Source organism: Kineococcus terrestris, from assembly GCF_041020755.1.
Lineage (GTDB): Bacteria > Actinomycetota > Actinomycetes > Actinomycetales > Kineococcaceae > Kineococcus > Kineococcus terrestris.
Genome location: NZ_JBEUEI010000001.1, coordinates 13829 through 36062 on the forward strand (window position 1 = coordinate 13829; position 22234 = coordinate 36062).

At 76.8% G+C, this 22234-nt stretch carries 18 protein-coding genes; 7 read left to right on the forward strand and 11 right to left on the reverse strand.

The genetic code is table 11. From position 1 onward, the window contains the following. The first annotated feature begins 30 nt into the window (after positions 1 to 30). On the forward strand, positions 31 to 429 hold the full coding sequence (locus tag AB8M62_RS00070; protein ID WP_369055222.1) for an OsmC family protein: 399 nt from the start codon (positions 31 to 33) through the stop codon (positions 427 to 429). 25 nt (positions 430 to 454) lie between these two features. Here AB8M62_RS00070 and AB8M62_RS00075 read toward each other — a convergent pair whose 3' ends face one another. Both AB8M62_RS00075 and AB8M62_RS00080 read right to left on the reverse strand, forming a co-directional pair. After that, positions 455 to 2473, reverse strand: coding sequence for a bifunctional copper resistance protein CopD/cytochrome c oxidase assembly protein (locus tag AB8M62_RS00075; protein WP_369068243.1), 2019 nt, complete (start codon positions 2471 to 2473; stop codon positions 455 to 457). Positions 2474 to 2776: 303 nt separating this feature from the next. After that, positions 2777 to 3169, reverse strand: coding sequence for an ATP-binding protein (locus tag AB8M62_RS00080; RefSeq protein ID WP_369068244.1), 393 nt, complete (start codon positions 3167 to 3169; stop codon positions 2777 to 2779). Between the two features lie 327 nt (positions 3170 to 3496). Here AB8M62_RS00080 and AB8M62_RS00085 point away from each other — a divergent pair, with 327 nt between their 5' ends. Both AB8M62_RS00085 and AB8M62_RS00090 read left to right on the forward strand, forming a co-directional pair. Continuing rightward, positions 3497 to 4018, forward strand: a complete 522-nt coding sequence (locus AB8M62_RS00085; RefSeq protein ID WP_369068245.1) for a MarR family winged helix-turn-helix transcriptional regulator — start codon at positions 3497 to 3499, stop codon at positions 4016 to 4018. Next, positions 4015 to 6012, forward strand: coding sequence for an MDR family MFS transporter (locus tag AB8M62_RS00090; RefSeq protein WP_369068246.1), 1998 nt, complete (start codon positions 4015 to 4017; stop codon positions 6010 to 6012). Before AB8M62_RS00085 ends, AB8M62_RS00090 begins: the two co-directional genes overlap by 4 nt. A 183-nt stretch (positions 6013 to 6195) precedes the next feature. Here the strand turns inward: AB8M62_RS00090 and AB8M62_RS00095 are convergent, their stop codons facing one another. Beyond that, entirely contained in the window at positions 6196 to 7146 is a 951-nt protein-coding gene (locus tag AB8M62_RS00095) for an alpha/beta hydrolase-fold protein (protein WP_369068247.1), read from the reverse strand. A 97-nt stretch (positions 7147 to 7243) separates the two neighbouring features. Between AB8M62_RS00095 and AB8M62_RS00100 the strand changes: the two genes are divergently transcribed. After that, on the forward strand, positions 7244 to 8611 hold the full coding sequence (locus AB8M62_RS00100) for an 8-oxoguanine deaminase (protein WP_369068248.1): 1368 nt from the start codon (positions 7244 to 7246) through the stop codon (positions 8609 to 8611). A 35-nt stretch (positions 8612 to 8646) separates the two neighbouring features. Here AB8M62_RS00100 and AB8M62_RS00105 read toward each other — a convergent pair whose 3' ends face one another. Together AB8M62_RS00105 and codB are read right to left on the reverse strand one after the other, a co-directional pair. Beyond that, entirely contained in the window at positions 8647 to 10200 is a 1554-nt protein-coding gene (locus AB8M62_RS00105) for an amidohydrolase family protein (protein ID WP_369068249.1), read from the reverse strand. Next, complete coding sequence (gene codB, locus AB8M62_RS00110; RefSeq protein WP_369068250.1) at positions 10197 to 11498, reverse strand: cytosine permease; 1302 nt, start codon at positions 11496 to 11498, stop codon at positions 10197 to 10199. Before codB ends, AB8M62_RS00105 begins: the two co-directional genes overlap by 4 nt. 179 nt (positions 11499 to 11677) lie before the next feature. On the opposite strand from codB, the gene AB8M62_RS00115 reads away from it, so the two are divergent. Together AB8M62_RS00115 and AB8M62_RS00120 are read left to right on the forward strand one after the other, a co-directional pair. Beyond that, complete coding sequence (locus AB8M62_RS00115; protein ID WP_369055211.1) at positions 11678 to 12781, forward strand: PucR family transcriptional regulator; 1104 nt, start codon at positions 11678 to 11680, stop codon at positions 12779 to 12781. A 377-nt stretch (positions 12782 to 13158) separates the two neighbouring features. Then, positions 13159 to 14163: a GGDEF domain-containing protein gene (locus AB8M62_RS00120; protein WP_369068251.1), complete on the forward strand. Its 1005-nt coding sequence runs from the start codon at positions 13159 to 13161 to the stop codon at positions 14161 to 14163. 62 nt (positions 14164 to 14225) lie between these two features. Here AB8M62_RS00120 and AB8M62_RS00125 read toward each other — a convergent pair whose 3' ends face one another. The 3 genes from AB8M62_RS00125 to AB8M62_RS00135 are packed head-to-tail and all read right to left on the reverse strand — an operon-like array spanning position 14226 to position 17633. After that, positions 14226 to 14525 (reverse strand): UBP-type zinc finger domain-containing protein, encoded by a 300-nt coding sequence (locus tag AB8M62_RS00125; protein ID WP_369055208.1) that lies wholly within the window; start codon positions 14523 to 14525, stop codon positions 14226 to 14228. Between the two features lie 37 nt (positions 14526 to 14562). Next, complete coding sequence (locus tag AB8M62_RS00130; protein WP_369055206.1) at positions 14563 to 15984, reverse strand: ATP-binding protein; 1422 nt, start codon at positions 15982 to 15984, stop codon at positions 14563 to 14565. Continuing rightward, positions 15981 to 17633 carry an NAD(P)/FAD-dependent oxidoreductase gene (locus tag AB8M62_RS00135; RefSeq protein ID WP_369055273.1) on the reverse strand — a complete coding sequence of 551 codons (1653 nt, stop codon included), beginning with the start codon at positions 17631 to 17633 and terminating at the stop codon, positions 15981 to 15983. Before AB8M62_RS00135 ends, AB8M62_RS00130 begins: the two co-directional genes overlap by 4 nt. Before the next feature lie 289 nt (positions 17634 to 17922). On the opposite strand from AB8M62_RS00135, the gene AB8M62_RS00140 reads away from it, so the two are divergent. Continuing rightward, the gene (locus tag AB8M62_RS00140; protein WP_369055204.1) at positions 17923 to 18486 is read left to right on the forward strand and encodes a DsbA family protein; all 564 of its coding nucleotides are present in this window, start codon (positions 17923 to 17925) and stop codon (positions 18484 to 18486) included. Between the two features lie 16 nt (positions 18487 to 18502). Here the strand turns inward: AB8M62_RS00140 and nhaA are convergent, their stop codons facing one another. The 3 genes from nhaA to AB8M62_RS00155 all read right to left on the reverse strand — a co-directional run bounded on the left by nhaA (position 18503) and on the right by AB8M62_RS00155 (position 22224). Further along, entirely contained in the window at positions 18503 to 19900 is a 1398-nt protein-coding gene (gene nhaA / locus AB8M62_RS00145) for a Na+/H+ antiporter NhaA (RefSeq protein WP_369055203.1), read from the reverse strand. A 103-nt stretch (positions 19901 to 20003) separates the two neighbouring features. Beyond that, positions 20004 to 20759 (reverse strand): ZIP family metal transporter, encoded by a 756-nt coding sequence (locus AB8M62_RS00150; RefSeq protein ID WP_369055201.1) that lies wholly within the window; start codon positions 20757 to 20759, stop codon positions 20004 to 20006. A gap of 139 nt (positions 20760 to 20898) precedes the next feature. Continuing rightward, positions 20899 to 22224 carry a dihydrolipoamide acetyltransferase family protein gene (locus AB8M62_RS00155; RefSeq protein WP_369055200.1) on the reverse strand — a complete coding sequence of 442 codons (1326 nt, stop codon included), beginning with the start codon at positions 22222 to 22224 and terminating at the stop codon, positions 20899 to 20901. Positions 22225 to 22234 lie beyond the last annotated feature (10 nt).

Consider the following 22234-nt stretch of genomic DNA (forward strand, 5'->3'; position numbering starts at 1 on the left):
GGCGCGCCGGTGGCCCCTAGCGTCTCGGGCATGGCTTCCGACCTGTACACGGCCGTGGTGACCGCGACGGACGGCTCCGCCCGCTCCGACGACGGCGCCCTGGAGCTGGCCGTCCACGAGCCCACGTCGCTGAAGGGCAGCGGCGAGGGCGTCAACCCCGAGCAGCTGATGGCGGCGGCGCTGGGCTCCTGCCTCATGGAGTCGCTGCGCATCGCCGCGACGAGCACGGGCGGGTCCGTCGACGACGCCCGCGTGGAGGCGCGGGTGACCCTCGCCGAGGCCGAGGGCACCGGCTACGACGCCCGCTACGCGCTGGCGGTGACGCTGCCGTCGGTGGACGACGCCGACGCGGTGCTCCAGCAGGCGCTGGCGATCTGCCCCTTCACCAAGACCATCGACGACGGCGCCCTGGAGGTCCGGGTCGCCTGAGGGCGGGCCGCGCGCGGCGGGCGCCTCAGCGGCGCCCGCCGCCGCTCCCGTCGCGCTCGGCGTAGCGGGCCAGCATGGCGTTGTAGTCGGCCAGCTCCTTCTCCCCGTCGCGGGCGGCGGCGCGGTCCCGGCGCTTGGTCTCGCGCGCGTCCGAGCGCGCCCAGCTGATCGCGACGGCCAGCACGAGCGCCAGCGTGGGCACCTCCCCGATGCCCCACGCGATGTCCCCGCCGCGGTGCTGGTCGGCCAGCAGGTCCGCGCCGGGGTTGACCGCCGCGAACCAGTCGCCGGCCAGCAGCTGCGTGCCCTGCATGAGCGAGACGCCGAAGAAGGCGTGGAAGCCCATGGTGGCCAGCAGCAGGATCAGGCGCAGCGGGTAGGCGGGCCGGTGGGCGCCCGGGTCCACGCCGATGAGCACCGAGCCGAACAGGTACCCGGTGCCGATGAAGTGGAACATCATCAGCTCGTGCCCGACGTGGGTGCGCAGCGCCAGCTCGAACAGCGGCGAGTAGTAGAAGACGATCAGGCTGCCGGAGAAGAGCACCGCCGCGGACAGCGGGTGGCCGACGACGGCCAGCCAGCGCGAGCGCACCAGCCCCAGCAGCAGCTCGCGCGGGCCGCGGGAGCCGTCGCGGCGGGCGGGCAGCGTGCGCAGCGCCAGGGTGACCGGCGCGCCGAGGACCAGCGGCAGCGGCACCGCCATCGTCAGCAGCATGTGCTGGAGCATGTGCGTGCTGAAGGAGGTCCGGCCGTAGGCGGCCGGCCCGCCGCTGGTGACGAACAGCAGCAGCGCGCAGCCGAACAGCCACCACAGCGTCCGGCCCGTGCTCCAGCGGTCCCCGCGCCGGCGCAGCGCGCGCACGCCCAGCAGGTACAGCACGACCACGAGGCCGCCGATGAGCAGCCACAGCAGGTCCGGCGACGTCTGCGTGAACCAGCGCGCGGTCGTCAGCGGCGGCGGGACGGGCTCGCCGAGCAGGGAGGCGGCCACCGACGTCGCCGGGTCGTCCGCGGGCACGGGCGTCGGGCTGCGCGAGAGCGCCACCCCCAGGCCGGTGGCCGCGCCCATGAGGACCAGCTCGCCGGCGGCGATCCGCCAGAACGCCCGCGGCCGCTGCGCCAGCAGGGGCAGGGTGCGCCGGCGGTGCCACCAGCCGAGGACCCCCAGGGCCACCAGCGCGACGACCTTGCCGACGACGAGCGCCCCGTAGGGCGTGCCCAGGCCCTCGAGGCCGCCCAGGCGGACCCAGGCGTTGACGGTGCCGGACAGCGCGACGAGCGCGAAGCAGGCCAGGGCGATCGCCGAGTACCGCTGCGCCGCGACCAGCGGGCGCTGCAGCAGGGGGAGCACCAGCAGCAGCGCCGCCAGCCCGCCCACCCAGACGGTCACGCCGGCCAGGTGCAGGAACAGCGAGGTGACGGCCGTCTGGTGGGAGGCCGAGCCGGCGGCGTGCCCGGACAGCGACAGCGGCACGAGCGCCACCAGGGACAGCACGGCCGTCCAGGTGGCGCCGGTGGGCGTGGTGGCCGCGGCCCCCACGGTGGCGACGACGGCGGCCAGGACGGTGGTCACCAGCAGCGCCCGGCCCAGGTCGACCTCCTGGGCGAACTGCGCGAACTGGGCGCCGAAGCCCTCCGCGCCGGGGGCGGCGCCGACGACGTCCATCGCCGTGAGCACGAGCACCACCAGCGCCGCCAGCGCCCACACCCCGGCCCCGACGGCCCCTGCGCGCACGGCGCGCGTCCACGCGGGGCCGGGGTGCGGCAGGACGACGGTGGCCACGACGGCGCAGCCGACGGTGAGCGCGGCGGCCAGGTCGTGGACGGTGCGCGCCACGGGCAGGCCGTAGCGGACGAGCTCGCCGGGGTCGCCGAGGGCCGGGGGCACCAGCCCGCCCGAGGCGGCCAGCGCCAGCAGCGCGACGGCGAGGGCGGCGAGCAGGACGGCCGCCGTGGTGGCGGCCGCACCGGGAGCGGTGAGCCGCAGCCGGCCGGCGGCCGGTGACGCCGGGGCTGGTGCGGCGGGTCGGCGGGAGGTCACCACCCGTCCAGGGTAGGTCGCCGTCCGCGGCCCCTCCGCCCGCGGGAGGTGTTCCCCGCGTCACCCCGCGGGCCCTCCCGCCCCCTCCGCAGGCCCGCCCCGCGCTCCCCCGTCCCTCACCCTCCTCCCCACCGTGATCTTGCAGGTGGTCCCCGCGGGATCACGGTGATCGTGGACGGGTGAGCGTTCGACCATCCATGATCACGGCTGGACCTCGTGGTGGCACGGGGGCGGCGCAGCGGGGCGTGGACGAGGGGGGCCGGGGACCCTGCGGACGAGCGGGGCCGGGGACCCGGCGGTGGAGGGTCAGGCGGTGGCGAGGCGCCGGGCGGGGCCGGCGTGGGTGAGGACCTCGAACCAGACGACCTTGCCGATGGCGGTGACCTCGATGCCGTGGGCGTCGGCGAGCGCCTCGACGAGGGCGAGGCCGCGGCCGTCGAGGGCGTCGGGGTCGGAGGTGCGCCGCTGCGGCATCCGGGTGTTCTCGTCGCCGACGCCCACGCGCACGCGGGCGCCGCTGCGGCCCAGGCACAGCTCGACGTCGCTGCGGCCGTGGATGACGGCGTTGGTGACGAGCTCGGCGGTGAGGAGCAGGAGGGTGTCGACGACGTCGCCGATGAGCCCCTCGGTGATGCACCAGTCAGTCACGACGTGCCGGGCGGCGCGGGAGGACAGGGGCTCAGGGGGCAGCGTCGTCACGCACGACCAGTTCACAGACGACACAGAGTGACTCTCCCGACACTGAGGGTTGTCAAGCACCGTAGCGCAGCCTCCCCCGTCCGGAGCAGTGGAGCGGGTCGTCGCGCACCAGGACATCCTCTCGCCTCCCCGGCGGTGCTCGTGACTGCTAACTTGTTGCGTGCGGCACTCAAGGATCCCGCCCGGGCGGACGCCGTCCCGGGGAGTACTTCGCCGTCGAACCACCGCCCGTTACACGGTCCGCCGGCCGGACCCGCCCCGACACGCCGGGACGGCCGCGCCCGCCACCCGCTCGCCCCACCCCCTCCACCCGACCGGAGCCCCCTCGTGACCGCACGCGTCGCCGCCCTCGGCGACCAGCTCGTCCGGCACCTGCGCGCCGCCACCGCCCTCAAGACCGCCCTCGGCCGGGGCGAGGACGACGCCGAGCGCGCCGTGCACACCGTGCTCTTCGCCCTCACCCACCTCGGCCCCGCCCGCGCCGGCACCCTCGCCGAGCGGCTGGGCACCGACCCCTCCACCACGAGCCGGCAGACCGCCGAGCTGGTCCGCCGCGGGCTGCTCGAGCGCCGCCCCGACCCCTCCGACGGGCGGGCCAGCCTGCTGGCGCTCACCCCCGCCGGGACCGAGCTGGTCGACACGCTGCGCCGGCGCCGCAACGACCTCGTCGCCCGCGCCGTCGACGGCTGGAGCGAGGAGGACGTCACCACCCTCACCCGCCTGCTGGAGCGCCTCAGCGACGGCCTCGACGAGGCCCGCGCCGACCTCCTGGGCTGCACCGCGCCGCCCACCCGCTTCCCGGGGACCTCCGTCCCCGGCCCCGTCCAGGACCACCGGGAGACCGCATGAGCACGACCGCCCCCGGCGCCCCCGCGGCGCCGGCCCTCAGCCACCGGCAGGTCCTCGCGATCCTGTCCGGGCTGCTGCTGGGGATGTTCCTCGGCGCCCTCGACCAGACGATCGTGGCCACCGCCATCCGCACCATCGCCGACGACCTGGACGGGTTCTCCCTGCAGGCGTGGGCGACGACGGCCTTCCTCATCACCTCGACGATCTCCACGCCGCTGTACGGGAAGCTGTCCGACATGTACGGCCGGCGGCCGTTCTTCATCACCGCCATCGTCGTCTTCGTCATCGGCTCCGCCCTGTGCGGCATCTCGCAGTCGATGTACGAGCTCGCCGCCTGGCGGGCGCTGCAGGGCCTGGGCGCGGGCGGCCTCATGTCGCTCGCCCTGACGATCATCGCCGACATCGTCCCCGCCCGGGAGCGCGCCCGGTACCAGGCGTACTTCATGGCCGTCTTCGGCACCTCCAGCGTCCTGGGGCCCGTGGCGGGCGGCTTCTTCGCCGGCCACGAGACGATCCTCGGCCTGGCCGGCTGGCGCTGGATCTTCTGGATCAACGTGCCGCTGGGCGCCCTCGCCCTCGCCGTGGTGCTGCGCAACCTCAAGCTGCCGCGCCGCTCCACCCGCCACCGCATCGACTGGCCGGGCGCGCTGGCGCTCGTCCTGTGCCTGGTCCCGCTGCTGATCGTCGCCGAGCAGGGCCGCGAGTGGGGCTGGGGCTCCACGGGCGCGCTGGCCTGCTACGCCCTGTCCGCCCTCGGCCTGGTCGCCTTCGTCCTGGCCGAGCGCGCGCTCGGCGAGGAGGCGCTGCTGCCGCTGCGGATGTTCTCCGGCCGCACCTTCGTCGTCGGCAGCCTCGGCAGCCTCGTCCTGGGCATGGGCATGTTCGGCGCCATGGCCGTCCTGCCGCAGTACCTGCAGGTCGTCAAGGGCTCCTCGCCCACCGAGGGCGGCCTGCAGATGCTGCCGCTCGTGCTGGGGATCATGTCGGCCAGCGCGTTCGCCGGCCGCTTCATCTCCCGCACCGGCCGGTACCGCCCGCTGCCGATCGTCGGCACCGGCCTCATGGTGCTCGCCCTCTTCCTCTTCAGCCGCGTGGACGCCGACACCCCCGTGTGGCAGACCATGCTCGTGATGGTCGTCATGGGCTGGGGCCTGGGCGGCAACATGCAGCCGATCATCCTGGCGGTGCAGAACGCCGCCGACCCGCGCGCGATCGGCGTGGCCACCTCCTCGGTGACGTTCTTCCGCCAGATGGGCGGCACGCTGGGCACGGCGGTCTTCCTGTCGATCCTGTTCTCCACGCTGGGCCGCAACGTCTCCGACGCCTACGCCGGCGCGGCGGGCGACCCGGAGTTCGCCGCCGGGCTGCAGCGGGCGGGGCTGGACCAGGCGGGGCTGCAGGGCGTCCTGGCCCGCGCCGCGGACGACACCTCCGTCGTCTCCAGCCTGCCGGCCGTCCTGTCGCACCCGTTCAAGGTCGGGTTCTCGGACTCCACGAGCCTGATCTACCTGGTGGCCGCGGCCGTCATGGTCGTCGGCTTCGTCATCGTGCTGTTCCTGCCGGGCCTGCCGCTGCGCACCGCTCCCGCGGGCGCCGTGCAGGGCGCCGACGCGGCCGCCTCCCCGCAGGCGGCGGCCGGCGCGCCGGTCGTGCAGCAGCGCGCGGCGGCCGACACGCGCGCCACGACGGGCGCGCCCGTGCCCGGCGAGCCCACCGGCCGCGACACCGGCGGCGCCGACCTGGCCGAGCAGGTGCGGGCCGGGGTGGAGGAGGCCAAGTCGGCGCAGCGCGCGGTCGGCGAGCTCGCCGAGGAGGCCGTGCGCCGCGAGCAGCGGCTGACCGCGGCCGTGGAGCACCTGCGCGACCTCGGGCTGGACGAGGGCTCCATCGAGCAGGCGCTCGGCGAGGACGCCACCACCCCGCACGGCCGGCACGCCGGCCTGCCGACGGCCCCGGGCACCCCGGTCGCCGACCCCCTCGGCGCCCAGAACTGACCCGCCGCCCTCCGGAGGACCCCGCCCCTCCCCTCCCCACCTCTCCTCCCCGCCGTGATCTCGCAGGGAGTCCGAGCGAGATCACGGTGATCGTGGAGGGGTGAGTGCTCAACCGTGCACGATCACGGTGGGGAGGGACGGGGTGCCGGTCGCCTGGCGCGGCGCCGCCCGGAGGGCGGGCCGTCAGGCGCCGAGGTGGCTGCCGAGGAAGGCGAGCTGGGCGGGGAAGCGGGCGCGGAAGTAGGACTCGGTGTGGTCGCCGCGGGAGATGCCGCCCTCGGGGCGGGGCCGCACCAGCGACCGGTAGGTCGCCGTCGGGCCGGCGAACTTGTCGCTGGACCCGCACGAGACCGTCATCGGCAGGCCCCGCACGCCGGGCGCGGACGCGAGCGCCCCCCAGCGGGCGAAGTCGGCCGCGGAGTCGAAGGCCCCCTCGCTGGCCCAGTCCAGGGCCGGGAACAGCGCCGGGCTGGAGGCGGCCACGGCGACCAGCTCGCCGTCGCCGCGCAACCGGCCCGCGGTCGCCTCCCGCGCCATGATCAGCGCGCCGAGACCGCCCATCGAGATGCCGTGCACGCCGTAGCGGGAGGTGTCCAGCCCGAGGCCGGCCAGGCGCGGCAGCAGCTCCTCGGTGACCATCCGCAGGGGGTCGTCGCCGTCAGCGCGCGGGTGCCAGTACGTCAGCCCCCCGTCGACCGAGGCGAGCGCGAACGGCGCCCCGCCCCCGGCGACGTGCTGCTCCAGCGCGTCCTGCATCCGCAGGTACTCGAAGCTGGAGCGGGCGTCGCCGCCGCGCCCGTGCAGGGTGACGACGACGGGCAGGCCGACGGGGACGAAGCCGTGCGGCACGTAGTGGCCCCACGTCACCTCGCGCCCGCGCGCGGCGCTGGTGAACGTCTCGTAGACCACCCCGCCGTGCGAGGGCTCGGCCGCGGGCAGGCGCGGTCCGGGGTCGTACGGCTGCTCCGGCTCGGGCGCGCCGGTGGGCGCGGCGACCGGCCCGGTGACGTCGCCCGGCTGCGCGAAGCCGCTGCCCAGCACGAGCGCCCCCGCGCCCAGCAGCCCGCTGACGACGGTGCGCCGCGTCGCGCGGCGCGCGTCGGCGCCCCCACCCCTCACGAACAGTCCCCCCACGCCCGCATCATCGGCCGCCCCACCCGGACGGCGTAGTCGTTCTGCGTGACCGGTCGTGAACGATCCGGTCACGGTCCCCCGCTGACATGATCCCAGCATGCCGAGCCTGCTGCTGACCGGAGCCGCCGTCGCCACCGTCGACGCCGCGGGCACCGAGCACGCGGCGGGCCACGTCCTCGTGGAGGACGGGGTCGTCGCGGCGGTCGGCGCCGGGGACCCGTCCCCGCAGCTGCGGGCGCGGCTGCCGGTGGGCACCCGCGAGCTGGACCTGCGCGGTCACCTCGTGACCCCCGGCCTCGTGAACACCCACCACCACCTCTACCAGTGGGCCACGCGGGGCTTCGCGGTGGACTCCGGGCTCTTCGACTGGCTGACGACGCTGTACTCCCTGTGGGCGGGCCTGCGCGCGGAGGACGTGGAGGCCGCGGCCCGGGCCGGGCTGGCGCGGCTGGCGCTGACCGGCTGCACGACCACGACCGACCACCACTACCTGCACCCGCGCGACGGCGGGGACCAGCTCACCGCCACGGTCGAGGCGGCGCGGACGGTCGGCCTGCGGTTCGCGCCGACGCGCGGGTCGATGGACCTGGGCGCCTCGGCGGGCGGGCTGCCGCCGGACTCCGTCGTCGAGGGCGTGGACGCCGTCCTGGCCGCGACCGCGGAGGCGGTGGCCCGCCACCACGACCCCTCCCCCGGCGCGATGGTGCGCGTCGGCGCCGCTCCGTGCTCGCCGTTCTCGGTGAGCGCGGACCTGCTGCGCGAGACGGCCGCGCAGGCCGCCGAGCTGGGGATCCGCCGGCACACCCACCTGGCGGAGACCGCGGACGAGGAGGAGTTCTGCGCCCGCGTCTTCGGCGCCCGCCCCGTGCAGGTGATGGAGGACCTGGGGTGGCTGGGCCCGGACGTGTGGCTCGCGCACTGCGTGCACCTGTCCGACGCGGACGTCGCGGTGCTGGCCCGCACCGGCAGCGCCGTCGCCCACTGCCCCAGCTCCAACGCCCGCCTGGGCGCCGGGGTGGCGCGCGCCCGCGACCTGCTGGACGCCGGGGTGCCCGTGGGCTTGGGGGTGGACGGCGCCGCCTCCAGCGAGCAGGGCGGTCTCGTCGACGAGCTGCGGCAGATGGTCTACAGCGCCCGCGGCCGGGGCGGCCCGGCGGCGATGAGCGCCCGCGACGCGCTGCGGGCGGCCACCGCGGGCGGCGCCGCGTGCCTGGGCCGCGACGACGTCGGGTCCCTCGAGGTGGGCAAGCGCGCCGACCTGGCCGTGTGGGACCTGACGGGGCTGGGCCACGCCGACCTGGACGACCCCGTCGTCGCGCTGGTCATCGGCCCCACCCCGCCGCTGCGGCTGCTCCTGGTCGAGGGCCGCGTCGTGGTGGAGGACGGCGAGCTGCGCACGACGTCCGAGCAGCGGGCCGTCGCCGACCTGGTCGCCGCCCGCCGCCGCCTGCTGGCCCGCCGGTAGCGGGCCGGCCGGGCGCGGCGGGCGGCGGGCGGGGCTCAGCCGACGGGTTGGGCCTCGCGGTCGGCCCAGCGGTCCACGCCGACGTCGCGGGCGGCCGCGCGGTGGTGCATCGCGGTGAACGCCGGGACGAAGACCTCGTTGAGGCGGCCCAGCCCCTCCTGCCAGGAGCGCAGTTCCTCGCGCCGCTCGGCGAGCTCGGCCACGAGCGCGGCCTCGTCGAGGGTCGTCAGGCGCCCGCGGTCGACGAGCAGCCGGCCGTCCACGTAGACCGATTCCAGGGAGCTGCCGTTCTCGGAGTGCACGAGCTGCAGGTCCAGCTCGTTGCGGGGTGTGAACGCCAGGGTGGCGAGGTCCCACACCAGCAGGTCCGCGCGCTTGCCCACCTCCAGCGAGCCGGTCGTGGTGTGCAGCTGCGCGGTCCGCGCACCGCCCACCGTCCCGGCGCGCAGGACCTCCTCCACCGTCGGCCACCGCGTGAAGTCCGGGCCGCTGACCTTGTGCAGCAGGGCCGCGGCCTTGAGCACGTCGAGCATCCGCGGGCTGTCGCTGGAGGAGCAGCCGTCGCTGCCGAGCCCGACGGGCACCCCGGCGTCGTGGTAGGCGCGCCAGGGCGCGATGCCCGAGCCGAGCTTCATGTTGGACACGGGGTTGTGCGAGACGGAGACCCCGTGCGCCGCCATGAGCTCGACGTCGGAGGGGGTGACCCAGATGCCGTGCGCGAAGGTCGTCACCGGCGACAGGGCGCCGATCCGGGCCATGTGCTCCACGAGGGTGGCGCCGTAGGACTCCTGCCCGGTGACGGCCTGCGTCTTGGTCTCCAGGACGTGGACGTGGCACTCGGCGCCCTCGCGCAGCGCCAGCTCCGTCGCCCCGGCGAGCAGGTCGTCGGTGCAGCGCTGCGGCCCGGACGGGGCGACCATGTACCGCAGCCGCCCGCCCGCGCGGCCGCGGTAGCGGTCGAACGCCTCCCGGCTGAAGGTCAGGTACTCCTCGGCGCTCAGCAGGGGCGCGCGCCGCACCCGCTCGGCGACGGCCGGGTCGAGCAGCTCGCCGAGGAACGGCAGGGTGTCCGTGAACGGGCGGTTGATGACGTGCCCGGAGACGTTGGCGCGCACGCCGGCCTCGTCGTAGGCGTCGACGACGGCGTCCAGCTGGTCGAACTCCTGCCCCGGCGTCTCCAGCACGTCGTCGACGAGGGTGGTGACGCCCGCCTTGAGCGACTCGGCGGCGAACAGCCGGCTGCGCAGGCGCACCAGGTCCGGGGACACCCGCGCGTCGCCGAGGATCGGGTAGGAGAACAGCATCCACAGCTCGAGCGGCAGGTTGTCGTAGCGGCCCTTGAACAGCGCCTCCCAGGAGTGGGTGTGCGCGTTGACGAACCCGGGGGTGACGAGGCGGTCGGTGCCGTCGAGGACCGTGTCGCCGGGTTCCGGCCGCACGTCCGGGCCGATCCCGGTGAGGACGCCGTCGGCGAACCGCACGTTCGCGACGACGGGGCGGCTGCCGGTGCGGGCGTGCATCGTGATGACGTGGGCGGCGCGGACGAAGGTGCCCGGGGACCCCGTGGGGCCCGGGGTGGGGGCGCTCACGCGGCCACCTCCGCGCGGGTCGCGCGGCGGGCGACGGCGGCCGCGAGGGGCGCCGCGAGCGCCGCGACGACGACGCCCTGCAGGGCGGGGATCCCGACGTCGAAGGCGGACCCGGCCCAGGCGGCGGCGGTGCCGGCCGCGTAGGCGGCCAGGGCGCTCCAGCGCACGAGCGGCTGCGCGGCGAGGTCGGTGGCCGGGGCGTGCCCGCGCCAGACGAGGAAGAACCAGCCGATGAGCGCACCGCCCAGCGGCGGGATGACGACGCCCAGCAGGACGAGGAAGGGCACGAGGGCGCCGCCGAGGTCGCTGACGGCGATGGCGATGCCGAGGACCACGCCGCCGACGACGAACGGGCGCTTGTCGGGGCGCTCGAACAGCTCGGCACCGGCGACGCCGAACGCGTAGGCGGTGTTGTCGTTGGTGGTCCACAGGTTCAGCACCAGCAGCAGCAGGCCGGCGCCGACGATGCCGAGCTGGACGAGCAGCTCGGCGTAGTCCGCCTGCCCGAACGCGGCGGCGCCCACGCCGCCGAAGGCCAGCATGGCGAACTGGGCCAGCAGGACGCAGACCGCGGTGCTGACGAACGCGGTGCGGCCCGAGCGGGCGAACCGCGTCCAGTTGCCCATCTGGGTGCCGCCGGAGACGAACGTGGCGATCATCGCGGTGAGCGCGACGCCGGTGCTCATCCCGCCCGCGCCCTCCAGGCCCAGCAGGTCACCGGGGCCGCCGGTCTCGCCGACGGCGAGGACGAGGACCCACAGGCACAGGGCCAGCATGAGCGGCACGGAGATCCAGCTGAGCACCTCGATGCCGCGGAACCCGCGGTAGGCGCTGGCCGCCATGGCGACGCCGGCCACGACGGCGAGCGGCCACGTGGTCTGCACGCCGAGCGCGCGGCCGACGAGGTCGGTGAGCGTCGCCAGGGTGATGCCGTACCAGCCGACCTGGGTGCCGCCGAGCACGATCGAGGCCCACTTGCCGCCGGCGCGGCCGAACACGCTGCGCGCCAGCAGGACCGTCGTCAGGCCGGTGCGGGCGCTGATGGCGCCCATCAGGCCGATGTAGACGGCCAGCACGGCGGCGGCCGCCGCGGCCAGCAGCAGGAAGCGGGGGAAGTCGAACGCCACGGCGACCTGCCCACCGGTGATCATGGTGGGGGTGAAGAACAGGAAACCGAGGACGACGACCACGACGGACGTCGTGCTCCTGCGGGCCGCGGCGGGGACCGGGCTCAGCGGGTAGTCGGTGTCGACGCCGGGCGGCGCGCCGGCGGGGGCGGGGGTTCCGGTGGTGGCCATCGGGTTCCTCTCGGCGGGATCCGGTGGGGCGGGGGGCGGACCGGCGGTCACCGTAGGCTGGCCGCGCGCCCGCGCGGGAGGTTCCTGACGGCGCCCACAGCCGCCGCCGCGCCGGGGTGTGCGCGCCCACACCCGGCGGAAACACCGGCGTCACACGGCGGCCCTAGTGTTTCCCGGTGATGACGTCCGACGCCGCGCTCCCGGGCCCCGGCGGCGCCCCGGCGGTGACCGTGCGGGACGTCGTGTCGTGGCCGGGTTTCGACGTGCGGGTGCTCACGGGCGGGGCCGGGCTGGACCGCGCCGTGCGCCTGGCGCACCCGACGGAGCTCGTCGACCCGTCGGCGTTCCTGCGCGGCGGGGAGCTGATCCTCACGGTGGGCTCGGACCTGCGCACCGCCGCCGACCGCCGCGCGTTCGTCGACGCCCTGGTCCGCGCGGGCGCCGCGGGCATCGGCCTGGCGGTCGGCGTGAGCGGGCACGAACCGCCGCTGGAGCTCGCGGACGACGCGCGGCGGGCGGGGCTGCCGCTGTTCACGGTGCCGAACACCCTGCCGTTCGTCGCGTTCACCGAGAGGCTGCAGGAGGTCCACGACGCGGCGCGGAGCGCGCGGCGCGAGCGCCGGGAGGACGGGCGGGTCCTGGACTACGTGCGCCGGGGCCTGGCCAGCGCCGGCGTGCTGCGCGACCGGCTGCCCGCGCACGTCCTCGACGGCGACCTGGCCGTCCTGTGCCTGCCGGCGGGCCGCGCCTGCCCGGTCGCGGGCCCGCACGTGGAGGGGTGGATCGGCGAGGTGGCGGTCGTCGTCGCGGCCGCGGGCGCGGTGGCCGCCGGCGCGGCCGCGCTGGCCGCGGCGTCACCGCCCGTGCCGCACGCGACGGGCGGGCCCGGGCCGCTGCCGCGCGTCGCCCGCTCGGTGCGCGAGGGGCTGGCGGCCTTCGCCATCGCCGCGCGGCGCGGCTCGCCGGCGGGGCCGCGGGACCTGGCGACGTTCTCCGGGCTGCTGGAGCGCATGACGGCCGAGGACCTCGCGCCGTTCGCCGACCACGTCCTGGGACCCCTGGTGCGCTACGACGCCCGGCACGGCAGCCGGCTCGTGACGACGGTCGAGACCTACCTGGCCCTGGACGGCTCGCTGAGCGCCACCGCGCAGGCGCTGTCCGTCCACCCGAACTCGGTGCGCAACCGGCTGGCCCGCGTGCGCGAGCTGGCGGGCGCGGACCCGGCGTCCTTCGACGGGCGGGTGGCGCTCGTCCTGGCCCTGCGCAGCCGCGGCGACGGGTGACCCGGCCCCCACCGCGCCGCCGACGGCGTCCCCCACCGCGGCGGGCGGGGCGGGCCGCCGCTGCGCCGGACGGCTGACCGCGGCGCGCGGCGCTGCGGCCCCGGTCCCGGCCGGCCGATGAGGAGGTGGCCGGTCCGCGTCCGCGCGGCGCGCAGCACCGGCCCGCCCGGTGCGGCCACCGGGCGCGTCGGACGTCGGGAGGAGGCGGTCGTGCGCGACTGGCAGCGCCGGGCCGCCCGGACGCTCGCTGTGGGCGGGGCCGGCCACCTCGTCGGCGTGGACCGGGACCGCGCGCCCCGCCCCGCGGTGGACCCGGTGGCACCCCCGCCGCGGCGCGCTGGCGCGCCGCGCTGCTGCGGCCGCTGGCCGAGGACGAGGTGCAGGCCCGCTTCTGGCAGCGCCACCAGCGCATCGGGGTGGTCCTCAGCTGCACGTGCGCGCTGCTGGTGCTCGTCTACGCCACGTCCACGGCGGCCGGCCCCCACCGCGGCGGCCTGGTGGCGGTGGGGTCGGCGATCTTCGCCGGTTCCCTGGCGCTGCTGCGCGTGCCCGTGCGGGCGCTGGTCCTCGGCCGCTGGGGCGGGCCGTTCTTCTACGGCTGGAGCCTGGCCCTGACCGCCGTGGTGAGCGCGCTGGCGGTGTACGACGGGGGTGCGGGCAGCGCCCTGACGCTCCTGCTCGTGCTGACCCTGACCTACGCCGCCGTGGCCTACCCCCCGGTCGCGGTGGGCGCGCTCGGCGCGGTCATGGTGGTCGCCGACGGCCTGGTGCACCTGTCGGGGCCGGAGGCCCAGCTCAGCACCGCCGTCGTGCACACCGCGCTGATGTCCACCGCCACCGCGATGGCCGTGTGGGCGGCGCACAACCAGGCCGACGCGCAGCACCAGCGCGCGCTGATGGCCCGCACGCTGGAGACCCTGGCGGCCACCGACCCGCTGACGGGGTGCCTGAACCGACGGGCCTTCACCGCCCGCCTGGAGGTGGGGATCGCCGAGCCGCGCCCCGTCTCCACCCTGTACGTGGTCGACCTGGACGGGTTCAAGGCCGTCAACGACACCTGCGGCCACCACGTCGGCGACGAGGTGCTCGTGGCCGTCGCGGCGGCGGTGCGCGCGGTGGCGCGCGAGGTGGACAGCGTCGCCCGCCTCGGCGGTGACGAGTTCGCCGTGCTGTGCCGCCAGCGCGAGGAGCCGGAGCGGGCCCGGCTGGCGGCGGCCCTGCGCGCCGCGGTCGCCGCGGCGGGCCGCCCCCACGGCGTGACGGCCAGCGTCGGGTACACGGTGCTGCGCCCGGACGACGCGCCGAGCGACGCCCTGCAGCGCGCCGACCGCGCCGTGTACGTGTCCAAGGGCGCCGGCGGCGACCGCGTCCACACCTGCTGACCCCTGACCCCGGACCCCGGACCCCGGACCCCGGACCCCGGCGACGGTGGACCGGCCCCCGCTCAGGGGTGGGAGGGGGCGGGCGGGGCGTCGGGCAGCTCGAACAGCAGCTCGTCGGGGTAGCACCAGAACCACTCCTCGCCCGGCTCGTAGGAGCGCACGAGGGGGTGGCCGGTGCCGCGGTGGTGGGCGGTGGCGTGCTTGCCGGGCGAGGAGTCGCAGCAGCCGACGTGCCCGCACCCGCTGCACATCCGCAGGTGCACCCAGCGGCCCCCGGCCGCCAGGCAGTCCTCGCAGCCGGGCGCGCTGGGCGCCGCGGCCTCGTCGACGGTGTCCAGGTGCCCGCAGGTGGTGGCGCTCACGACGTCCTCCGGTCTCTCGCAGGGTCCAGCGGGTTCTTCAGCGGGGCCGGACGACCGGCAGGTCGACCGCGAAGGTCGTGCCGCCGGGCCCGGTGGTGAAGGAGATGCGGCCGTGGTGGCGGTCCTCGACGATGCGCCGGCACGCGTCCAGGCCCAGGCCGGTGCCGCCGCCGGGGCCCTTGGTGGTGACGAACGCGTCGAACAGCCGGTCGCGCACGGCCTCGTCGACGCCGGGGCCGTCGTCGGCGACCTCCACGCGCACCCCGTCGCCGGTGGCGCGGGTGCGCAGCACGACGGTGCCGCGCCCGCCGACGGCGTGCACGGCGTTGTCGAGCAGGTTCGTCCACACCTGGTTCAGCTCGGCGCCGTGGGCGCTGACGCGCGGCAGGCCGTCGGCGTACTCGCGCACCACCCGCACGTCGCGCAGCTTGTGCCCGAGCATCGTCAGGGTGCTGTCCAGCCCGGCGTGCACGTCGACGTCCTGCGCGCTGCCGGAGTCCAGGTAGCTGTACGCCTTGACGGCCGCGACGAGCGCCGAGATCGCCTGCGTGGCCGTGCCGATCTCGCGGGCCAGGGCGTCGGCCTCCAGGACGGCCGCCAGCCAGCCGACGCGCTCGGACAGGCCCGGCCCGCGCAGCCGCTCCACCGCGGCGGCGACCTCGTCCGCGCCCAGCCCGGCGGCGACGAGGACGACGGCGGCCTCCTGCGCCTCGGCGACCCCGGCGTCCTCCAGGACGTCGGCGACCTCGTCCTCGGCGTCGGCGCGCTCCAGCGCGCCCAGCGCGACCCCGCCGCCGTCGCGGGCGCGCTCGCGGGCCGCGGCCAGCACCTCGGCGGCGGCGCCGGCCAGCCCGTCCACGACCGGCGGCGGGTCGGCCAGCACGCCCAGGACGCGCCCGAACTGCGAGGCGGCGCGCACGGCGGCCGCGGCGGGGTTGTTCAGCTCGTGCGCCAGCCCGGCGGACAGGTGCCCCAGGCGGGCCAGGTGCTCCTGCTGGCGCACGGTGGCCTCGGTGTTGCGCAGGCCCACGTACAGCCCGTCCAGCAGGTGCACGGCCATCGGCATCCGGGTGCGCACGAACGCGGCGAAGTCCCGCGCGGGCAGGCGGAACAGGCTCGTGGTCGTCGTGGTGGACAGGGTGTTCGCGTAGACCTGCTGGCCCTCGTCGACGAAGGCGCGCACGGCCCCGGCGTAGGCGCCGCGCTGGCTGGTGGTGCCCAGGACGACGGGCCGGCCGCCGACCTGCTTCTCCTGGCGCACCTCCCCCTCCAGCAGCACCCACAGGTGCCCGGCGGGCTCGCCGGTGGCGAACACGGTCGCGCCGGCCGGGTAGGTGCGCCGGTCGCCGCGCCCGGCGAGCCAGCGCACGTCCTCCTCGTCCAGGTGCTCGAACAGGAACAGCGTGCGCAGCTCCTCGACCCCGACGGTGGCCGGCCCGGCGGCCTCCTCGACGCTCACAGCCCCTCCAGGTAGCGGTGCACCAGGTTCACGGCCAGGGCGCCCTCGCCGACGGCGGAGGCGACCCGCTTGATCGAGGCGGCGCGGGCGTCGCCGGCGACGAACACGCCGGGGACGCTGGACTCCAGCAGGTACGGGTCGCGGGGGACGTCCCACCCGGCGGGCGGGCGGCCCCGCTCGTCGAGCAGGTCCGGTCCGGTGACGAGGAACCCCTTGGCGTCGCGGACAAACGCCTCGCCCAGCCAGTCGGTGCGGGGGGCGGCGCCGATGAACACGAACAGGTGCTCCGTGTCGACGACCTCCTCGCGGCCGGTGGCGCGCTCGCACAGCGACAGCCGCTGCAGGTGCCCGTCGCCGGAGGCGCCGGTGATCTCGGTGCGCAGCCGCACCCGGATGTTCGGCGTCGCCTCGATCCTCGCCACCAGGTACTCGCTCATGCTGCGCCGCAACGAGTCCCCGCGCACCAGCACGACGACCTCGGAGGCGTGCTGGGAGAAGAACAGCGCCGCCTGCCCCGCGGAGTTCGCGGCCCCGACGACGTGGACGACCTTCCCGGCGCAGTTCGCGGCCTCGTGGGCGGCGGCCCCCTGGTACACGCCGCGGCCGGTGAACTCGGCCAGGCCGGGCGCGGCGAGCGCCGAGTACGTCACGCCGGTGGCCAGGACGACGGCGTGGCAGGCGACGGCCGACCCGTCGTCGAGGCGGACGCGGCGCCCGTCGCCGGCGGCCTCGACGCCGACGCACTCGACCGTCTTCACCACCTCGACCCCGAAGCGCAGCGCCTGGTCGCGGGCCCGCTGGGCCAGCTCGTTGCCCGAGACGCCCTTGGGGAAGCCCAGGTAGTTCTCGATGCGGCTGCTCTGCCCGGCCTGACCGCCCGTCGTCGAGCGCTCCACGAGCAGGGTGCGCAGCCCCTCGCTGGCCGCGTACACCGACGCGCCCAGCCCGGCGGGGCCGCCGCCGACGATGACCACGTCGTAGAAGGGCGCGGCCGCGGTCGTGGGGAACCCCAGGCGCTGCACCAGCTCGCGCGGGCGGCACGCGGGCACGGTCCCGCCGTCGGGCAGGAACACGACGGGCAGGGCGTCCGGGCCGTCGTCCAGGCCGGCGATGCGCAGCAGGCGCTGCGCCTCGGCGCTGCGCACGTCGACGTACCGGTACGGCAGGGAGGTGCGGGCCAGGAACTCCTTGAGCTCCTGCGTCTGCGCCGACCACTGGTGCCCGACGACGGACAGCCCCGCGGCGGCCGGGCGGGTGGCGGCCTGCCAGTCGGCCAGCAGCTCGTCCAGCGGCGGGTACAGCCGCTCCTCCGGCGGGTCCCACGGCTTGAGCAGGTAGCGGTCGAGGTCGACCTCGTTGATGGCGCGGATCGCGGCGTCGGTGTCGGCGTAGGCGGTCAGCAGGACCCGCTTGGCGGCCGGGACGACGTCCATCGCCTCCTCGAGGAACTCCACGCCCGTCATCGACGGCATCCGGTGGTCGGCCATGACGACGGCGACGGGCTGGTTGCGCACGACCAGCTCCTCCAGGGCGCGCAGGCCCTCGCGGCCGGAGTCGGCGCGCACCACGCGGTGGCTGTGCCCGTAGCGGCGGCGCAGATCGCGGGCGACGGCGCGCACGACGCCGGGGTCGTCGTCGACGCAGAGGATGACGGGGCGGCGGGCCTCCTCGACGGGCCCGCCACCGGGCGCCGCGAGCGGCGCGGGCGGGCTGTCGGCGGTGGTGGTCACGGGACCTCCGGCGGACGGGACGGGCGGACCGGGCGGTGGGCGCTCGCGCGGGACGGACCCGTGGGAGCGCTCGCCAGCGCTGACGGTAACCCCGCCGCCGTTCCCGCGGGAGGGCCTGGCAGGACCAGGCTGAGCGGGGGGCCGGCGCGGGGCCGGGCACGGCGGGCGGGGCTCGACCGGCCGCCGCCGCGGCGCTACGGTCCGGGCCGTGACGGCGAGCGGACCGGGCGAGGCGCCCGCGACGGGGACGGCGGACGCGGCGGGCGCGGGCGCCCCGGTGGCGGTGGACCTGGACCGGCACGTGCTGGGCGACCCGGCGGCGGCCACGACGATCGTCGAGTACGGCGACTTCGAGTGCCCCTACTGCGCGGCCGCCGCCCCCGTGCTGCGCGAGGTCGTCGAGGGGTCCGCGGGCCGGGTGCGGCTGGTGTTCCGGCACTTCCCGCTGTTCACCAAGCACCCGTTCGCGCTGACGGCGGCCCTGGCCGCGGAGGCGGCCGGGGAGGCGTTCTGGCCGCTGCACGACCTGCTGTTCGCCCACCAGGACCGGCTGACCGACCCCGACCTGGCCGCCTACGCCCAGCGGGCCGGAGCGGTCGGCGAGGTGGTCGGCGCGGCGGCGCAGGCGCACCGCCCGGCCGTGGAGGCCGACTACCGCGCCGGGGCGGCGGACGGCGCGCGCGGCACCCCGACCCTGTTCGTCGACGGCCGCGCCTACACCGGGCGGGTCGAGGTGTCCGCGCTGCGCACCAACCTGGGCCTGCACCGCTGAGGCCCGTCCGCCCGCCTCACGCCCGGGTGGGGTCCAGCCAGGGCCCGGCGGGCAGCTCGGGCAGCTGGTCCTCGTCCACGGTGCACAGCGGCATCCGCTCGCCCAGGACGCGCAGCGCCAGCGACCCCAGGACGGCCGAGACGAGCGAGCCGGCGAGCACGCCGATCTTCGCCTGGTCGCGCAGCGCGGCGTCGTCGAAGGCCAGGTCGGTGATGAACAGGGAGATGGTGAACCCGATCCCGGCCAGCAGCGCCCCGCCCACCAGGTGCCCGTAGCGCACGCGGCCGGGCAGGTCGCCCAGCCCGGTGCGCAGGGCGAGAGCGGCGGCCACGGAGATGCCCACGCCGTTGCCGACGACGAGGGCCAGCACGATCCCGCCGGTCACCGGCGAGGTCAGCGCCGTGCGCAGCGCCTCGCCGTCCAGGACGACACCGGCGTTGGCCAGCCCGAACAGCGGGACGACGACGTAGGCGCTCAGGGGGTGCAGGGCGTCCTGCAGGCGGTCGTTGGCGGGCACCGCGGCGCGCGCCGCCGTCGTCGCCATCCGCGCCCGGAACGGGGTGGGCCGCTCCAGCAGGGCCCGCCCGTAGGTGCGCACCCGCTCGCGCTGCTCGGGCGACACGCGCGCGGCCGGGACGAGGACGCCGACGAGGACGCCGGCCAGGGTGGGGTGCACGCCGGAGGCGTACACGGCCAGCCACAGCGCGATCCCGACGAGCACGTACGGGGTCAGCTGCCACACCCCCGCCCAGCGCAGCAGCGCGAGCACCGCCACCAGGACCGCCGAGACGGCCAGCGCGCCCAGCGACACCTCGTCGCTGTAGAAGACGGCCATCACGGTGACGGCGCCGACGTCGTCGACGATCGCCAGCGTCAGCAGGAACAGGCGCAGCTGGTCCGGGCAGCGCGGCCCGAACAGCGCCAGGACGCCGACGAGGAACGCGGTGTCGGTGGACATGGGGATGCCCCAGCCGACCGCCGCGGGCCCGCTGGGGTTGACCGCCAGGTACAGCAGCGCGGGCAGGGCCAGCCCGCCCAGCGCGCCGAGGACGGGCACGACGACGGAGCGCGGGTTCCGCAGCTCCCCCACCGTGACCTCGCGGCTGATCTCCAGGCCGACGACGAGGAAGAACACGGCCATCGCGGCGTCGTTGACCCAGTGCCGCAGGTCCAGGGCCAGTTCCCAGCCGCCCAGGCGCACCGACCCCTCGGTGTGCCAGAACTCCTCGTACCCGGAGCCGGGCAGGTTCGCCCAGACCAGCGCGGCGGCCGTCGCGGTCAGCAGCAGCACCGCCCCGCCGGACTCGGTGGCCAGGAACCGCCGCAGCGGCTGGGCCACGTGCGGCACCGGCACGCTGATGCGCGGCAGCGGTCCCGGGCGCGCCGGCAGCGGTCCGGTCGGGGTGTGGGTCACGGGGCTCCGCCTCTCGCGTCGTCGCCCTCGCGGGCGGCCGTCGCCCGGACGCTAGCGGCGGCCCCAGCCCCCGGTCAGCCCCTCCCCCGCCTCACCCGCCGCCTCACCCCCCGGAACGGCTGACCGCGAAGGCGAGGACGAAGCCGAGCGTGGTGACGAGCCCGGTCAGCAGGCCGGTGCGCTCGAACGCCTCGGGGATCATCGTGTCGGCGACCATGGTGAGGATGGCGCCCGCGGCCAGCGCCGTGATGGCCGCGACGACCTGCGGGGAGGCCCCGCCCAGCGCCAGGTACCCCAGCGCGGCGGCCAGCCCGCTGACCAGGGCGATGCCGCCCCACACCCCGAACACGTACCGGGCGCTGCGGCCGGCGCGCTTCATGCCCGCCACGCTGGACAGCCCCTCCGGCACGTTGGAGATCGCGACCGCGGCGACGACGGCGGTGCTCACGCCGCCCCCGCCGAGCAGCCCCAGGCCCAGCACCACCGACTCGGGCACCCCGTCGAGCAGGGCGCCGACCGCGATCGCCGCGCCGCTGCCGCCCTGCTCGGACTCCGACGGCTGCTGGCCGCCGGAGCGCTTGCGGTGCCGGGCGCCGTGCCGGGCCAGGGCCGCGTTCGCCGCCACGTACAGCAGCGCCCCGGCCAGCAGGCTGCCCACCGTGACGGCCAGCCCGCCGGTGTCGGCGGCCTCCTGCGCCAGGTCGAAGGCCAGGGCGGAGATGAGCACGCCCGACCCGAACGCCATGACGCCCGCGACGACGGTGCGCGGCACGGGCGCGAACCACGCCACGAGCGCGCCGACGACCAGCGCCGCCCCGCCGAACAACCCCCACGCCCCGGCTTCCAGCCACCCCGGCACGCCGTCCTCCTCCCGTCGCCGACCCGTTCCGCAGGACCCCTACCCGTTCGTGAACCCGAGCAACCATCGGGGAGGGCGCGGCCGTCCGGGAGGGGGGCGACCGCCCGGGCCGGACGACGGCCCGGCGAGACTTGCGGGGTCAGCTCCAGACGAGCGCGCGGGCCGGGTCCTCCAGGACGGCGGCGATGTCGGCCAGCACGCGCGAGCCGCTCTCCCCGTCGAGCATCCGGTGGTCGAAGGACAGGCTCAGGGTCACCGTCCAGCGCGGCTTGACCTTGCCGCGGTGCACCCAGGGGCGCTCGGCGATGGTGCCGACGGCCAGGATCGCCGCCTCCCCCGGGTTGAGGATGGGGGTGCCGGTGTCGATGCCGAAGGTGCCGACGTTGGTGATGGTGATGGTGCCCTCGGCCAGGTCCCGCGGGGACGCCTTGCCGGCGCGCGCGGTCGTCGTCAGCTCGCCCAGCGCGACGGCCAGCTCCTTGAGCGTCATGGCGTCGGCGTCCTTGACGTTCGGCACGAGCAGCCCGCGCGGGGTCGCCACGGCGATGCCGAGGTTCACGTAGTTCTTCACGACGATGACCTGGTTGGCCTCGTCCCACGTGGAGTTCACGTCCGGGTTGCGGCGCACCGCGACCAGCAGCGCCTTGGCGACCAGCAGCAGCGGGGAGACGCGCACGCCCTCGAACTCCCGGTCCTGCTTCAGCCGCTGGTACAGCTTCATGGTGCGGGTGACGTCGACCGTGGTGAACACCGTGACGTGCGGGGCGGAGAACGCGCTCTCGACCATCGCGGCGGCCGTGGCCTTGCGCACCCCGCGGATCGGCACGTGGTGCTCGCGCTCGTGCCGCTCCACGCGGCGCGCGGGTTCCTCGGGGGCGCCGGGCACGAGGGCGAGGACGTCGCTGCGGGTCACGGTGCCGCCGGGGCCGGTGGGGGTGGCGTCGGCCAGGTCGACGCCGAGGTCGCGGGCCAGCTTGCGCACGGGCGGCTTGGCCAGCACGCGCTGGGCGGCGGGTGCGGTGGCCGGCTCCGGCGGGACCGGCTGCGGCGCAGCGGTCTCCCGCGCGACGGTCTGCGCGGCCGGCTGCGGGGCCGCCGGGGAGGAGCGGCGCCGGCGCGGGGCGGCCTCGCGGGTGCCGTAGCCGACGAGGGTCGCGCCGGAGGCGTCCGCGGCCGCGGCGGCGGGTTCGGCGGCCGGCGGGTCCACGGGCCCGGGGGCCTCGGTGCTGCCGGTGCGCACCACGACGATGTCCGCGCCGACCTCGACGGTGGCGCCCTCGGGGACCAGCAGCTGCGCCACCGTGCCCGCGTACGGGCTGGGCAGCTCCACCAGCGACTTCGCCGTCTCGATCTCGACGAGGACGTCGTTGACGGCCACGAGGTCGCCCTCGCGGACCTTCCAGGAGACGATCTCCGCCTCGGTGAGCCCCTCACCGACGTCGGGCAGGGCGAAGCGCTGGTCCACGGGTTCCTCT

What these genes read in the sequence shown, in the direction of transcription:
- codB (WP_369068250.1), bottom strand. Translation starts at nt 11,498, where the DNA reads ATGGCCACCACCGGAACCCCCGCCCCCGCCGGCGCGCCGCCCGGCGTC.
- AB8M62_RS00070 (WP_369055222.1), top strand. Translation starts at nt 31, where the DNA reads ATGGCTTCCGACCTGTACACGGCCGTGGTGACCGCGACGGACGGCTCC.
- AB8M62_RS00100 (WP_369068248.1), top strand. Translation starts at nt 7,244, where the DNA reads ATGCCGAGCCTGCTGCTGACCGGAGCCGCCGTCGCCACCGTCGACGCC.
- AB8M62_RS00115 (WP_369055211.1), top strand. Translation starts at nt 11,678, where the DNA reads ATGACGTCCGACGCCGCGCTCCCGGGCCCCGGCGGCGCCCCGGCGGTG.
- AB8M62_RS00090 (WP_369068246.1), top strand. Translation starts at nt 4,015, where the DNA reads ATGAGCACGACCGCCCCCGGCGCCCCCGCGGCGCCGGCCCTCAGCCAC.